The sequence below is a fragment of the Paludibacillus litoralis genome (assembly GCF_037646705.1).
Classification (GTDB): domain Bacteria; phylum Pseudomonadota; class Alphaproteobacteria; order Rhodobacterales; family Rhodobacteraceae; genus Pikeienuella; species Pikeienuella litoralis.
The window spans coordinates 172,489-185,953 of record NZ_JBBHER010000007.1 but is presented as its reverse complement, the minus strand read 5'-3'; the positions used below and the strand labels follow the sequence as shown (position 1 = coordinate 185,953).

General features: G+C 70.6%; 13 protein-coding genes and 2 tRNA genes. 9 read left to right on the top strand and 6 right to left on the bottom strand.

Annotated elements, in window-relative coordinates:
• The first annotated feature begins 7 nt into the window (after positions 1-7).
• Together WG921_RS13705 and WG921_RS13700 are read left to right on the top strand one after the other, a co-directional pair.
• Positions 8-328, top strand: a complete 321-nt coding sequence (locus WG921_RS13705; protein ID WP_340109807.1) for a 2Fe-2S iron-sulfur cluster-binding protein — start codon at positions 8-10, stop codon at positions 326-328.
• Positions 328-615: a DUF2312 domain-containing protein gene (locus WG921_RS13700; RefSeq protein WP_340109806.1), complete on the top strand. Its 288-nt coding sequence runs from the start codon at positions 328-330 to the stop codon at positions 613-615. Before WG921_RS13705 ends, WG921_RS13700 begins: the two co-directional genes overlap by 1 nt.
• Before the next feature lie 4 nt (positions 616-619).
• On the opposite strand, the gene WG921_RS13695 is transcribed toward WG921_RS13700, so the two are convergent.
• A complete protein-coding gene (locus WG921_RS13695; protein ID WP_340109805.1) occupies positions 620-1,975 on the bottom strand; it encodes a sigma-54-dependent transcriptional regulator in 1,356 nt (451 codons plus the stop codon).
• 201 nt (positions 1,976-2,176) lie between these two features.
• Between WG921_RS13695 and WG921_RS13690 the strand changes: the two genes are divergently transcribed.
• A tRNA-Lys gene (locus WG921_RS13690) sits at positions 2,177-2,252 on the top strand.
• A gap of 271 nt (positions 2,253-2,523) precedes the next feature.
• Here WG921_RS13690 and WG921_RS13685 read toward each other — a convergent pair.
• From WG921_RS13685 to hemC, 5 genes are all read right to left on the bottom strand, one after another.
• Positions 2,524-2,600: transfer RNA gene (locus WG921_RS13685), tRNA-Arg, on the bottom strand.
• Positions 2,601-2,762: 162 nt separating this feature from the next.
• On the bottom strand, positions 2,763-4,292 hold the full coding sequence (locus tag WG921_RS13680) for a heme biosynthesis protein HemY (protein ID WP_340109804.1): 1,530 nt from the start codon (positions 4,290-4,292) through the stop codon (positions 2,763-2,765).
• 16 nt (positions 4,293-4,308) lie between these two features.
• Positions 4,309-5,634 carry a COG4223 family protein gene (locus WG921_RS13675; protein ID WP_340109803.1) on the bottom strand — a complete coding sequence of 442 codons (1,326 nt, stop codon included), beginning with the start codon at positions 5,632-5,634 and terminating at the stop codon, positions 4,309-4,311.
• Between the two features lie 71 nt (positions 5,635-5,705).
• Positions 5,706-6,404, bottom strand: a complete 699-nt coding sequence (locus WG921_RS13670) for a uroporphyrinogen-III synthase (RefSeq protein WP_340109802.1) — start codon at positions 6,402-6,404, stop codon at positions 5,706-5,708.
• Between the two features lie 14 nt (positions 6,405-6,418).
• Positions 6,419-7,381 carry a hydroxymethylbilane synthase gene (gene hemC, locus WG921_RS13665; RefSeq protein WP_340109801.1) on the bottom strand — a complete coding sequence of 321 codons (963 nt, stop codon included), beginning with the start codon at positions 7,379-7,381 and terminating at the stop codon, positions 6,419-6,421.
• Positions 7,382-7,468: 87 nt separating this feature from the next.
• Between hemC and tsaD the strand changes: the two genes are divergently transcribed.
• The 6 genes from tsaD (at position 7,469) to WG921_RS13635 (ending at position 13,463) form a co-directional block, all read left to right on the top strand.
• Complete coding sequence (gene tsaD / locus WG921_RS13660) at positions 7,469-8,584, top strand: tRNA (adenosine(37)-N6)-threonylcarbamoyltransferase complex transferase subunit TsaD (RefSeq protein WP_340109800.1); 1,116 nt, start codon at positions 7,469-7,471, stop codon at positions 8,582-8,584.
• Positions 8,577-9,500, top strand: coding sequence for an NAD(P)H-dependent glycerol-3-phosphate dehydrogenase (locus WG921_RS13655; protein WP_340109799.1), 924 nt, complete (start codon positions 8,577-8,579; stop codon positions 9,498-9,500). The genes tsaD and WG921_RS13655 overlap by 8 nt, the downstream gene beginning before the upstream one ends.
• A gap of 54 nt (positions 9,501-9,554) precedes the next feature.
• Entirely contained in the window at positions 9,555-10,352 is a 798-nt protein-coding gene (locus tag WG921_RS13650) for a phosphodiesterase (protein ID WP_340109798.1), read from the top strand.
• 41 nt (positions 10,353-10,393) lie between these two features.
• Complete coding sequence (locus tag WG921_RS13645; RefSeq protein ID WP_340109797.1) at positions 10,394-11,587, top strand: TIGR03862 family flavoprotein; 1,194 nt, start codon at positions 10,394-10,396, stop codon at positions 11,585-11,587.
• Between the two features lie 77 nt (positions 11,588-11,664).
• Positions 11,665-12,258 (top strand): TetR/AcrR family transcriptional regulator, encoded by a 594-nt coding sequence (locus tag WG921_RS13640; RefSeq protein WP_340109796.1) that lies wholly within the window; start codon positions 11,665-11,667, stop codon positions 12,256-12,258.
• Entirely contained in the window at positions 12,246-13,463 is a 1,218-nt protein-coding gene (locus tag WG921_RS13635) for an efflux RND transporter periplasmic adaptor subunit (protein ID WP_340109795.1), read from the top strand. The genes WG921_RS13640 and WG921_RS13635 overlap by 13 nt, the downstream gene beginning before the upstream one ends.
• Positions 13,464-13,465: the final 2 nt, after the last annotated feature.

The window sequence follows — 13,465 nt, the reverse complement described above, 5'->3', positions numbered from 1 at the left end:
CGGCGAAATGGTCAAGATCACCTATATCGAATATGGCGGGACCGAACATGTGGTCGATGTCCCGGTGGGTCTGACCGTAATGGAAGGCGCGCGGGACAATAACATACCAGGCATCGACGCTGATTGCGGAGGCGCCTGCGCCTGCTCCACCTGTCACGTTCATGTCGACCCGGCCTGGATCGACAAATTGCCCGCAAAAGAGCCGATGGAGGAGGATATGCTCGATTTCGCTTATGAACCGGATGAGAACAGCCGTCTCACCTGCCAGTTGAAAGTGACGCCGGAGCTTGAAGGGCTCGTCGTGCGCATGCCGGAGAAACAGATCTGATGGCCGATGATGTTCTTGAAGGCCCCGGGTTTTCGACCACCACCGTGGCCGCCGACCAGTTGCGATCCATCGTTGAGCGGATTGAACGGCTGGAGGAGGAGAAGCGGGAAATCGCCGACCAGGTGAAGGAGGTTTACGCCGAAGCCAAGGGAAACGGCTTCGACGTGAAGACGCTCCGGACTGTCATCAGCCTTCGCAAGAAGAAGGCCGAAGAGCGGGAGGAGGAGGAGGCGATGCTCGACCTCTACCTCCATGCGCTGGGCATGGTCCCGGAACCGGCGGCCTGAGGACCTATCCCGCGGCGCGCTCGTCGCGGGTCTTCCGGTAGAGCGTGGAGCGGCCGATCTCCAGGCGTCGGGCGGCCTCCGTCATGCTGCCGCCATAGCGGCTGAGCGCCGTCTCCACGGCGGCCGTCTCTATCTCCGCCAGGGGCCGGATATGGCCGCTCGGGTCGAAGAACGGATGCTCGCCGGCGATTGGGGCCGCGCAACTCGCCGCGCGCAGATGCGCGAAGTCCTCAGCGGAGAGGATCCGCCGTTCGCTGAGAACGACGGCGCGGTGGATGGCGTTCTCCAGTTGCCGGACATTCCCGGGCCATGGGGCCGCGGCCAGCAGCGCGCGCGCATCGTCGCTCAGGGTGGGCGCGGGTCTGCCTTCGCGCGCGGCGAACCGGGAGATGAAGCGCTCCGCAAGCGGGATGATATCCTCCCTCCGGCGGCGCAGCGGCGGCAGAGAGAGGGGAAAGACGCTGATCCGGTAGTAAAGATCTTCACGGAACCGCCCCGCCTCGACCTCCGCCGCGAGATCGCGATTGGTCGCGGAGATCAGGCGTATGTCGGTCTTCACCGTTCTGGCCCCGCCGACCGGGTCGATCTCGCCATCCTGCACCGCGCGCAGCAGTTTGACCTGCGCTTCAAGCGGCAGATCGCCGATTTCATCCAGGAAGAGAACGCCGCCGTCCGCCTCCTCGAACTTGCCCGCCCGGCGTGCGACAGCGCCGGTGAACGCGCCCTTTTCGTGACCGAAGAGCAGCGATTCGACGAGCATCTCGGGGAGCGCGCCGCAGTTGACCGCGACAAAGGGGCGCTCCGCGCGGTCTGACGACGCGTGAATCGCGCGCGCGAACACTTCCTTGCCGACTCCGCTTTCGCCTTCGATGAGGATGGGGATGCCTGACCGAGCGCCGCGTTCGGCCATGCGGATCGTTTTTACGATCGTCGGGCTTTTGGCGATCAACCCGTCGAAGCCGCTTCTCCGCCTCTCCGAAGGCCGGCGCGCCGCGCGCGCTTGCCCGAGCGCGTCGCGCACCGCGTCCTCAAGCTGGCGGGACGAGATCGGCTTGATCAGAAAATCCTGCGCGCCGGCCCGCATCGCCGCGACCGCGTGGGAGACGGAGCTGAGGGCGGTCAGGACGATCACTGGAAGATGGCGGCGGATCGGCCGGATCCGAGACAGCACCTCCATCCCATCAAGGTCCGGCATGGCGAGGTCGAGAAGGACCAGCCGGAACGTCCCCGCGGCCGGCCCGCTGAGAAGGTCGATTGCGGCCTCGCCGCCGGAGGCCTCCACCCAGGGGCGGCCCGCCGCCGTCATCATCGCGGCGGTCATGCGCCGCTGTGTGTCGTCATCGTCAACAATCAGGATCATTCCAGCCCATCGGGTCAGATCATCGGGCGCCAGCGAGGCCCGGCGGAATCATGATATGGCCGGATGGTTAAGGACGGCTGACTCCGACGGCTGACTCCGGAGGTCGCCCGCCTCCATCCGGAGACGGTCCTGCGCGCGCGAAGATGACTGTTCCCATTCCCCTTGCGCCGCTTCGCCGAAGAGGTTATCTCCGCCCGCAGTGGGTGATTAGCTCAGTTGGCAGAGCAGCTGACTCTTAATCAGCGGGTCGTAGGTTCGAACCCTACATCACCCACCAATAATCCCAGGATGATAGCTGGCGCTGGATATGCGCGCGAGCGATCCAGGCCGGCTCTTCAGCTCGCCCGCGACCTTGGTGAACCGGGTCATCGGCGCCGAAGGCCCTGGGGCGATCGCCGCCCATGCGCGCGAATCGCGGCGTTCGTACACGAAAACCTGATTCTACCGGACCGGGTCGCCAAGGGCGGCGAGCCGCGACGCAGGTTCGAGGAAAGGCTCGGCCCCCGAATCCATTCGGCGCCTTCAGACTGTCAGATGTGTTTGGGTGGTGGTGCTCGCACCAGGATTCGAACCTGGGACCTTCGCCTTCGGAGGGCGACACTCTATCCAGCTGAGCTATGCGAGCCTATGATTTCCGCCGCTTCATCGAAGATGAATCCACGGCCGGACAGTCCGACTTCCGTTACAGCAACCCGCCGATTTAATCAAAAGCTTTTGGAGGGCGGATCTCCATCCGGTTGATTTCGGGACCCTATAGTCCGCCTCGGGAGCGATCGCAATGGTCGCGTCAGGATCGCTTCGCATCATCCGGCGCCGCGGCGGGTTCATCCGTGGCCTCAGCGGGCGCGGGGTCTCCCTCATCCCGCTCGGGCTTGTTATCGGGATCTGACGGGGCCGGCTCTCCGTCGTCCGGGGTGGGCGAGGCTGTTCCGGCCGCGCCCACTTCGGCGATGATCGGCAACAGCGCGGAATCGGCTTCGGCCTTGCTCGTCCCGGCTTCGCCTTCGGTCCAGGCGAGGGTGTCGAAGGCCTCGCAGCGCCGGCAGATCGGGGCCCACTCATTGTGATGCGCGCCGCAATTCGCGCATGTCCATTGCGCCATGCGGGGCGCCGCGACCGCGCGGGCGAGCCAGCCGCGCACCAGCGACTCGTCACCGCCATCCGCGCGCTCGATCGCCGCCATCAGCGCCAACGTCCGAGCTGTCGGATGCGTCTCCGCCAGATCGCCCATCGCCGCGCGCGCGGCCGGGGCGTCATCGTCGGCCAGCGCCATCTCCGCGCTCAGAAGCCGGGTCTCGGCCGCATCCGGATGGATCTTCAACAGGTCCTGGAACCGCTTCCGCCGCGCCGCGGGGCTCTCGTCAGGCGCGAGCGCGGCGAAGGCGGCGGCGATATCGGGGTGAGGTTCGGCCCGCCACGCCTCGCGCAGGGTTTTCGCCGCCTTTCGCGGCGCGCCGTCGGCGTTCTGCTGCGCCGCGAGCATCACCGCCGCGGGAACGAGCCCCGGGGCCTGTCGCCGGGCGCGGGCGATCAGCTCCCGCGCTTTCGCGGCTTCGCCGCGATTCTCCGCCTCGCGGGCGTCCGCGACCTGCAGGACCGCGGCCCGGCGTTGCGCCACATCCTTGGTGAGCGCGCCGGCTTTCGTCGCCGCGTCGAGAGTGCGGCGCGCGCCCTCCCATTCGCCGGCGGCGCATTGAAGGTCGAAGAGCGTGGTCAGAAGCTCGGGCTCGCGCGCCTTCAGCTCGAACGCATGGGTCGCGAGCTTCAGCGCCTTCGCCTTGTCGCCGGCTCGAAGCGCCTGCTCCAGAAGGCCTTTCACACCGACATAGGCGGTGCCGGGCTCGCCCGCGAGCCGCTTGTAATACTCTTTCGCGACCGCGGTCTCTCCCGCCGCCTCCGCCGATTGCGCGACGAGGAGCCGGGTGAGCGCCGGGCGGTCGAGAAGCCGCTCCGCCTTTCGCGCCTTCGTGAGCGCGGCGCGCCCATTCCCTTCGGCCATGGCGATCAGTCCGCCCGCGAGCGCGTCGAATCCGCGCCGTTCCCGCGAGCGGGTCCAGAAACGGCTGAGCGCGGTTTCGTCGCCGGAAAAGAAGCGCACCAGCGCGACGAGGAAGCTGAACGCCTTCACCGTGAACCAGAGCAGGAACGCGACCGCGAGCACGATGGCGACCGTCTCGATCAGGCGGAACGGGCCATAGGCGCGCCCCGCGAGGGTCAGCGTCACGCCGCCGTCGGAATCCTTCAGCCAGACGAACGCGAACGCCGCGGCGATGATCGCCAGCCCCCAGAGCGCCGTTCGGATCAACATGAGGATCATGTCGGCTCTCTCCCTCTCAATTCGTGCTGAGCGCTGAGCGCCATTCGCCGTACGCGCGTTCCGCGGCGGCCGACTTTTCGAGATTGGTCAGCCAGGCCCCCATCGCCGCGGCGGCGGCCGGCGGCAGCGCCGCCGCCTGATCCGCGGCGGCGGCCAGGTTCCCCTCGTTCAGCCGCGCCTCGATCCGCGAGAGCACCGCGCCGGCGTCGTCGCCGGGCGTCTCGGTGGCGGGCCGGCCGCCGATCCGCCCTGAAATTCCTGCGATCAGCCTCTCGGTGAATCCGTCCCCGGCTTCGGCTTCGACCGACGCCGCGTAGGCTTTGCGCGCCGCCTGCGGAAACGTCCGAGCCAATTCCGCGACCGTCGGCGCGCCGCTCTCCGCGAGCGCGCTGAGCGCGTCGGGCGCGGCCACGCCGGAAAGGGAGACCGCCGTGTTCAGCGGTCGCGCGTATGGGAGGCCAGAAGAGAGCGCCTCGTGAATCCGGGTGAGCGCGGCGTCGAGATTGGCGCTGCGGCGGATCCGCTCGGCCTCGCTCCGCGCGCCGGCCGTGGCCGCTTCGCCGCTTTCGAGCGCGGCGACGCGGGCTTCGACGGCCTCAAGGGCCTCCGCCGTCGCCATATCGTCGATCCTGGAGATATCCTTGCGCAGCAACGCGGCGATTTCGTCGTTCAGAGACGTCGAGGCCCCGCCCGCCGGCGGGCTCTCGACGCGTGAGGCCTCCAGCGCGTCGATGCGCGCGGCGAGAGCCGTGAGCGCGGTCTTGTCTCCCTCCACGCGCGAATCGACATCAGCCGCGATCTCGTCGATCCGCGCCGAGAGCCGCGTCTCGACCGCGGCGGCCGCGTCCTCCGCGGCGCTCTCGGCCGCTTCGCGCGCGGCGCCCTCGACCGCCGCGATCCGCTGCGCCAGCGCCTCCGTCTCGGATCGGAGCTCAGCCACCTGATCGGCGCCCGGCGTCAGGAATGTCGCGACCGGCGCGGCCCAGGCGGGCAGATGCGGAGCGATTCGCGGCCCGGCCCAGAGCGCGAGCGCGCCGCCGAGCAGGAGAAACACCACCGCCTGCAGCGCGATGGCGGAAAAGGAGCGATGCTCGCCCTCCTCCTGCTCGACCGCGTGCGCGCCGGTGGGCGGATCCTCGAAGATCGGCGGCCCGGACTCCGCCGCGCCGGTTTCGGCGGCGGGCGCGTCAGGCGTTTCGGTTTCCGCGTCGGTCTGGTTCGTTTCAGGCGATTCGCCGGATACGGTCGTCTCGACGACCTCGGCCTCGGCGACGTCGGGCGTCTCCGTTTTGGTCGCGTCCAGCCGTTCGCTGGCCGGATTCGGCCTGTCTTGATCCGTCATCCATGTCGCTCCCGGTCGGCCCCGATCATGGGCCTGTTTGCACCTCTAGCCTTCACAGGGCGCCGCCGAGGTCAAGCGGCGCTCCGCAGCAACGCCCGCATGGCGTCGGCGTCGGGATGCGCGGCCGCTCGGATGTCGGCGAAGCCGAGATCCAGGAGCGGCGCCGCAGCCGCCTCGCTGATCGTCGCCGCGCGCATCGCCGGATAGGCGCTCCGCCATGCGGCCGGCGCGGTCGCCGCGAAGATACGCGCGCTCCGCGGAGAAAAAAACATCGCCATCTCAACGTCTCCCGCACGAACCGTCGCGTCTACGCCGTCCGATGGCGGCGCTGCGGGCTCGGCAGCATAGGCGATGATTTCATCGGCGTCGATCCCGTGCGCGCGGAGCGCGCCCTTGATATCCGCCGCCGCGTCGCGCCCGCGGATGTGCATGAGCCGGCCGCGCGCGCGCGCTTTCAACAATTCGAGCAACCGGACCGCGTCGCCGCCGGCGGCGGTCACCTCGGTGAAGCCCGCGCGCCGCGCCGCCGCCGCCGTCGCCGCGCCGACGCAGAACGCCGGCAGATCGGGCGCGCCGAAACGTGAGAGCGCCTCGACCCCGCGCGCGGACGTGAAGATCAGCGCGTCGACGCCGGACAGATCCGGGGCCGAGAAGAGCGTCGGCGCGATCTCGATCACCGGCCAGATCAACGCGTCCCATCCCAGCCCGGCGATGGAGGTGGCGAACGCTTCGGATTGGGCCTGCGGCCGGGTGAGAAGAACGCGGGGCATCGCGTCCGCCCCGCTCAGAAGTCGAAAAAACCGGGGCCGCCGGCGGCCCGCAGTTCCGCCGCGGCGTCGAGCCCCATCGCCTCCGCGTCCTCCGGCGCGCCTTCGCGGCTCGTGAAATGCCGGCGCGCGCCGTCGGGGCGCAGGATCTCCCCCCGGAATCGGAGCCGCCCGCCCGACAGCGAGGCGAGCCCCGCCAGCGGCGTCCGGCACGAGCCGTCGAGCGCGCGCAGAAACGCCCGCTCCGCGGTGAGAAGAACCGTGGTCTCCGGATCGTTCAGCGGCGCGAGAAGGCGCCGGGTCGCCGCGTCGTCGGCCCGCGTCTCGATCCCGATCGCGCCTTGCGCGACGGCGGGCAGCATCACGTCATCGGGGATCGGCGCCGCCGTGATGTCGGCGCGGAGCCGATGCAGCCCGGCGACCGCGAGGAAGGTGGCGTCGGCCACGCCTTCGTTCAGCTTTCGCATCCGCGTCTGCACGTTGCCGCGGAATCCGACGACCTTCAGATCCGGCCGCCGCGCCAGCGCCTGCGCGCCGCGTCGAAGCGAAGACGTGCCGATCGTCGCGCCGCGCGGAAGCGCGTCGAAGCTCTCATGCCGGAGAGAGATGAAGGCGTCGCGCGGATCCTCGCGCGGCAGAAGCGCGGCGATGATCAGGCCGGCCGGCAGCACCGTCGCGACGTCCTTCATCGAATGCACCGCGATGTCGATCCGCCGATCGAGCAACGCCACCTCCAGCTCCTTCGTGAAAAGCCCCTTGCCGCCGATCTCGGATAGCGGCCGATCCTGCACGTTGTCGCCGGTGGTGGCGATCGCCGTGATCGTGAAGGCGCTTTCGGCGAGCCCGTGCGCCGCCATCAGGCGGTCGCGGGCCTCGATCGCCTGCGCCATCGCCAGCGGCGAGCCGCGCGCGCCAATCCGGAGCGGGGCGTCCGGAGTCGGGGTCGGGGACGGTGCCGAGGTCGGAGTTTGCGTCGTCATGGAAAACCCTCTACCCCGTGGCTCGGCGGCGCGCAATCTGGCGGCGCGGCGCTGATTGGGCGAAACCCTCGCGCACGGGTGCGGCGCATGAAACGGATCATGGTGCTCGGTGTCGAATCGAGCTGCGACGATACTGCGGCGGCGGTGGTTCGCGCGAAGCTCGGCCCGTCCGGCGCGTCGGGCCCCGGGGAAATTCTCTCCAGCGTGGTGATCGGGCAGAACGGCCTTCACGCCGATTTCGGCGGCGTGGTGCCCGAGATCGCGGCCCGCGCCCATGCGGAGCGGCTGGATCTCGCGATCGAGGCCGCGCTGGAGAAGGCGCAAACGAGCCTGCGGGAGATCGACCTGATCGGCGTCACCGCGGGGCCCGGCCTGATCGGCGGGGTGCTGGCGGGCGTGATGTGCGCCGAAGGCGTCGCCGCGGGCGCAGGGTTGCCGCTGATCGGAATCAATCATCTCGAAGGCCATGCGCTGACCCCGCGGCTGACCGACGGGATGAAGGCGCCCTATCTTCTTCTTCTGGTGTCGGGCGGCCATTGTCAGCTGATCGAGGTGAGCGCGCCCGGCGTCTATCGCCGGCTCGGCGGCTCCATCGACGATGCGCCGGGCGAGGCGTTCGACAAGATCGCGAAGCTCCTCGGCCTCGGCTATCCGGGCGGGCCGGAAGTGGAGCGCGAGGCGATGGCGGGCGATGAGACGCGGTTCGCGTTTCCCCGCCCGCTTCTCGACCGCGCGGGATGCGACATGTCGTTTTCCGGGCTGAAGACCGCGGTGCTGCGCGCGCGCGACGAGCTTGTCGCCGCCTCGGGCGGGCTTCGCGCGGCGGATCGCGCCGATCTCTGCGCCTCGTTTCAGGCGGCGGTGCGGGATCTTCTGGCGGCGAAGACCCGGGCGGCCATGGCGCTGCTTGTGGCGGAGCGCGCCCTTCCCGCAGGCGGGCGGCGGCTTGCGGTCGCCGGCGGCGTGGCGGCGAACCGGGCGATCCGGGGCGCGCTTCACGAGGCGGCGGCCGGGCTCGGCTTCGAATTCTCCGCGCCCCCGCTGGCGCTCTGCACCGACAATGCGGCGATGATCGCGTGGGCGGCGGCGGAGCGCTGGGCGCTGGGCGAGCGCGGCGGGCCGGTTCGGGCGCGGCCGCGCTGGCCGTTGGATGAAGCTGCGGCGCCGATGCTCGGCGGCGGCAAGAAGGGCCCTCGTGCCTGAGCCCCGGCCCTTCCCCCGCGTCGCGGTGCTCGGCGCCGGCGCCTTCGGGCGCGCGCTGGCGCATGTCGCGGCCATGAGCGGGCCGGTCGCGCTTCTGGGGCGTCGCCCGGCCGACGGGGTCTCCACCGACGTCGCGGCGGGGCTTCGCGGGGCCGATCTCGTCATCCTCGCGGTTCCGGCGCAGGCGACGCGCGCGGTGCTGGCGGCCTATGCGCGCGCCATCCCGGAGGGCGCGCCGCTGATCCTCGCCGCGAAGGGGCTGGAGACCGACGGCGGCGCGCTTCAGAGCGAGATCGCCGCCGAGATCGGCCCGCCGCGCCCATTCATGGCGCTGACCGGTCCGTCGTTCGCGGCCGATATCGCCGCCGACCTGCCGACGGCGGTGACGCTGGCCGCGACCGACGCCGACGCCGGCCGGGCGGCGCAGGCGCGGCTCGCCGGGGCGGCCTTTCGCCCCTACCTTTCGGACGACGTCATCGGCGCGGAGATCGGCGGCGCGCTGAAGAACGTCATCGCCATCGCCTGCGGCGCCGCGATCGGCCGCGGCCTCGGCGACAGCGCGCGCGCGGCGCTGATGACGCGAGGCTTCGCGGAGATGACCCGGATCGCGACCGCGAAGGGCGGACGGGCGGAGACGCTGGCCGGGCTTTCGGGGCTTGGCGACCTCGCGCTGACCGCCGCCAGCTTGAAATCGCGGAACTTCGCCTTCGGATTCGCGCTCGGGCGGGGGGAGCCGCCGGCGGCCGGCGTCACCCAGGAAGGCGTGGCGACGGCGGCGGCCAGCGCCGCGCTCGCCGCGCGCCTCGGCGTGGAGGCGCCGATCATCGCCGCCGTCGCCCGTCTCGCCGCCGGCGAGAGCGACGTGGATGAGGAGATGGCGGCGCTTCTCTCCCGCCCGCTGCGCCGGGAGACGTGACGGTCGCCGCCCATCGGTGTAAACCGCCGCGAAGCGGTGAGCAGGGGGGTCCTCATGACGCGCATAATTCAGATTTCCGACATGCATATCGTCGCTCCGCCCGCGCTCGTCGGCGGCCAGGTGGACACCCGCGAACGTCTTGAACGCGCGCTCGAGCGGATTCGCGAGCTGATCCCGCTGATCGGGCCGGTGGACCTGATCCTCGCCACCGGCGATCTCGTCGATCTCGGGCGGGATGAGGATTATCGCGCGTATCGGGCGATATTCGATGCCATCGAGGCGCCCTTCGCGGCGATTCCGGGCAATCACGACCGGCGCGAAGCGCTGCGCGCCGCTTTCGCCGACAACCCGCTGACGCCTGCGGCCGGCCCGATCGACTGGGTCCTGGATCTGAAGGATTTCCGGGTCATCGGCCTCGATACGCTGGTGGAGGGGCAGGCCGGCGGCGCGCTCGGCGCGGACTCTCTGGAGTTCCTCCGCGCCGCGCTCGATGACGCCGCCGACCGCCCGGCTCTGGTCGCGCTGCATCACCCGCCTTTCCTCACCGGCGTCGGGTTCATGGACCGGATCGGCCTCGCCAACGCCGAGGAGTTCGGGCGGATCCTCGAAGGGCGGCGCGCGGAGACGCGGGTGATCTGCGGCCATGTCCACCGCCACATCACCGGGAGCGCGGGAGGCTGGCCGGCGCTGACCGCGCCTTCGACAGCGCACGCCATCGCAGTCGACTACCGGCCGGAGGCGAAGGTGGGCTTCATGGTGGAGACCGGCGGATTCCTGATTCATGAATGGATCGGCGCGTTCAGGACCACGCATGTTTCGGTCGATCCGGGACGGGGCCCGTATTCGTTTTGAACGGCGCCGGGCGCGGGGCGGCGGAGGAGCGCGGCGCCATCGTGATCGGCGCGGGCCCCGCGGGGCTGGCGGCGGCGGAGGCGCTGGCTGAGTCGGGCGCGCCGCCTCTCATCCTCGAAGCGAAGCCGAGCCCCGCCCGAAAGTTTCTGATGGCCGGAAAGTCGGGCCTGAACCTGACCATGGCGGAGCCGGCGGCCCGGTTCGCTCAGGCGATCGGGGTCGAGCGGCTCGGCGCCGCGCTGGAGGCGTTCGGGCCCGACGCGGCGATCGACTGGGCGGAGGATCTTGGCGAGCCGCTGTTCGTCGGCTCCAGCCGCCGGGTTTTCCCGAAAGCCATGAAGGGCTCGCCGCTCCTGCGAAAATGGTTGGCGCGGCTCTCGGATCGCGGGGCCGAGCTTCGGACGCGCTGGCGCTGGACCGGGTGGGAGGACGGCGGGGCGACGTTCGAGACGCCGTCGGGCCCGCGCCGGATCGACGCGCGGGCGACCGTTCTCGCGCTTGGCGGCGCGTCCTGGCCGCAATTGGGCTCGGATGCGGCCTGGGTTCCGCTTCTGGAGGCCGCGGGCGCCTCCGTCGCGCCGCTCCGCCCGGCCAACATGGGGTTCGATTGCGCCTGGTCGGCGCATTTTCGGGCGCGATTCGCCGGCGCGCCGGTCAAGGCGGCGGCGCTCTCCCATGGCGGCCGCAGGGTTCGGGGCGAGTTCACGATCACCGCCTCCGGCGTCGAGGGCGGCGCGATCTACGCGCTTTCCGCTCCGCTTCGCGACGCGCTGGCGACCGGGCCCGCCGCGCTGTCGCTGGATCTCGCGCCGGATCGGACCGTGGAAACCCTCGCGCGGCGGCTGGGGCGGCCGCGTGGGCGGAATTCCCGCGCGAATCATCTTCGCAAGACCATCGGCCTCGTCGGTGTCCGCGCCGGGCTCCTTCGGGAGCTCGCCCCGGAGGCCCCGGACGCGCCGCTCGCGCTCGCCGCCCTGATCAAGGCGCTGCCGCTCCCGCTTCTGCGCGCCCGGCCTCTGGCGGAGGCGATCTCCAGCGCTGGCGGGGTCGAATTCGAGGCGCTGGACGAGGGCCTGATGCTTCTGGCCCGGCCCGGCGTCTTCGTCGCCGGGGAAATGCTCGATTGGGAGGCGCCGACGGGCGGGTATCTTCTGACGGCGAGCATGGCGACAGGGCGTCTCGCGGGGCGCGCGGCGGCGCGCTGGGCGGGGCGTTCGGCGCATTCCCTCGCGTAAGGGCGCGCCCGCGGCGGTTGACGCGTCACCGCCTCCGCTTCATATCCGACCGAACGGTTGGAATTTGGAGAATCGCGATGGGTCGGCCCCGCGCGCTGGAGCGTGACGAGATTCTTGACGCCGCCGAGGCGGCGGCGCGCCGGCTTGGCGCCGCGCGGCTGACGCTGGGCGCGGTCGCGGCCGAAGCGGGCGTCAGCAAGGCGACCGTGCTTTATGATTTCAAGAGCAAGGACGGCTTGATCGGAGCCTTGATCGAGCGTCGGCTCGCCGCGGAAAGCGCAGAAAGCGCCGCATTCCGCGCCGCTCTCGGCCCTGACGCGCGCGATGCGGCCATCCGCGCCCATGTCGCCCGCGCCGGACGCGCGCCGACGGAGGAGGAGCGGGCGGTCATCCTTTCATTCGCCGCCGCGCTCGCGCGGCAGAATGAGCTGGCGGAGCCGATCCGCGCTCACTACGCGCATTGCGTGCGCGACATTATGGATACATCCACCGAGCCGCGCGGCGCATTTCTGGCGTTTTTGGCGTTGGAGGGGCTTCACTGTCTCGAACGATTCGACGTATTCCGCCTCGACGCGGAAAACCGCCGACGCGTGCTCGCGGATATCGCCTGGTTGGCCGAACAGGCGCCCGCCGCGCCCGAATCTGAAGGAGCCTCCCGATGCGATGGTTGACATTCCTCTTCGGTCTGATCGTCGCCGCCGGTCTCGCTCTCGCGTTCCTGCAATATGGCGGTCTGGAATATGTCGGTCTGGGTCAGACGGACGCCCCCGCCCAAGGCCAGGCGCGGCAGCGGCCGCCGCAGAAGGTCGCTGTCGTCGAGGTGGCGCCGGAGGCGATTCCGGTGATCAACGAATTGCCGGGCCGAATCGCGCCGACGCGTATCGCCGAGGTGCGCGCGCGCGTCTCCGGCATCGTGATCAGCCGCGTCTTCACCCAGGGCGCCGCCGTTGAAGAGGGCGACGTGCTCTACCGGATCGACCCGGAGACGTTTCAGGTTGCGGTGGACCGCGCGAAAGCCGTTCTCGCCGAAGCGGAGGCGTCGCGGAAGGCGGCGGAGCAATCCGCCAGGCGTCAGGTCGAGCTTCGGGAGCGCAACGTGGTCAGCGCCCAGCAGTATGACGACGCCATCGCCGGCCTCGCGCGCGCAAACGCGCTCGTCGCCGTGGCGAAGGCCGAGGTGGCGGCCACTGAAATCGACCTCGGGCGCTCGGAAGTCCGGGCCCCGATCAGCGGCCGCATCGGCCGGGCGCGGATCACCGAAGGCGCGCTCGTCTCACCCAACGATCCGGAAAGTCTGGCGACGATCCAGCAGCTCGATCCGGTCTATGCGGATTTCACCCAGCCTTCGAAGGCGCTTCTGGCGCTGCGGCGCGCTCAGGACGCGGGCCAGCTCGTACGGTCCGAGAGCGGCGAGGCGGCGATCCGCCTTCTCCTCGACGACGGCTCGGAATACGCCCATATCGGGCGGCTTCTCTTTTCCGAGTCGGTGGTCGACGCCAGCACCGGCCAGGTGACGCTCCGGGCCGAATTTCCGAACCCGGAGGGGGATCTCCTGCCCGGCATGTATGTTCGGGTCCTGATCGAACAGGGCGTGGAGAAGGACGCGCTCGCGGTCCCGAGGCAGGCGGTCCAGCGCGGCGGCGGCGGCGAAGCCCAGGTCTATGTGGTCAGCGCGGAAAACAAGGCGGAGCTTCGAACCGTGACCGCCGGCCGCGTCGTCGGCGAGAGACGGGTGATCGAGGACGGATTGGCCCCCGGCGACAAGGTGATCGTCGAGGGGTTCCAGAAAATCGGGCCGGGCGCGCCGGTCGCGCCGGAACCCTGGAGCGGCGCCGCCGCGCTGCAGATCACGGGCGCCGCCGGGCGCGCCGGCTGAGG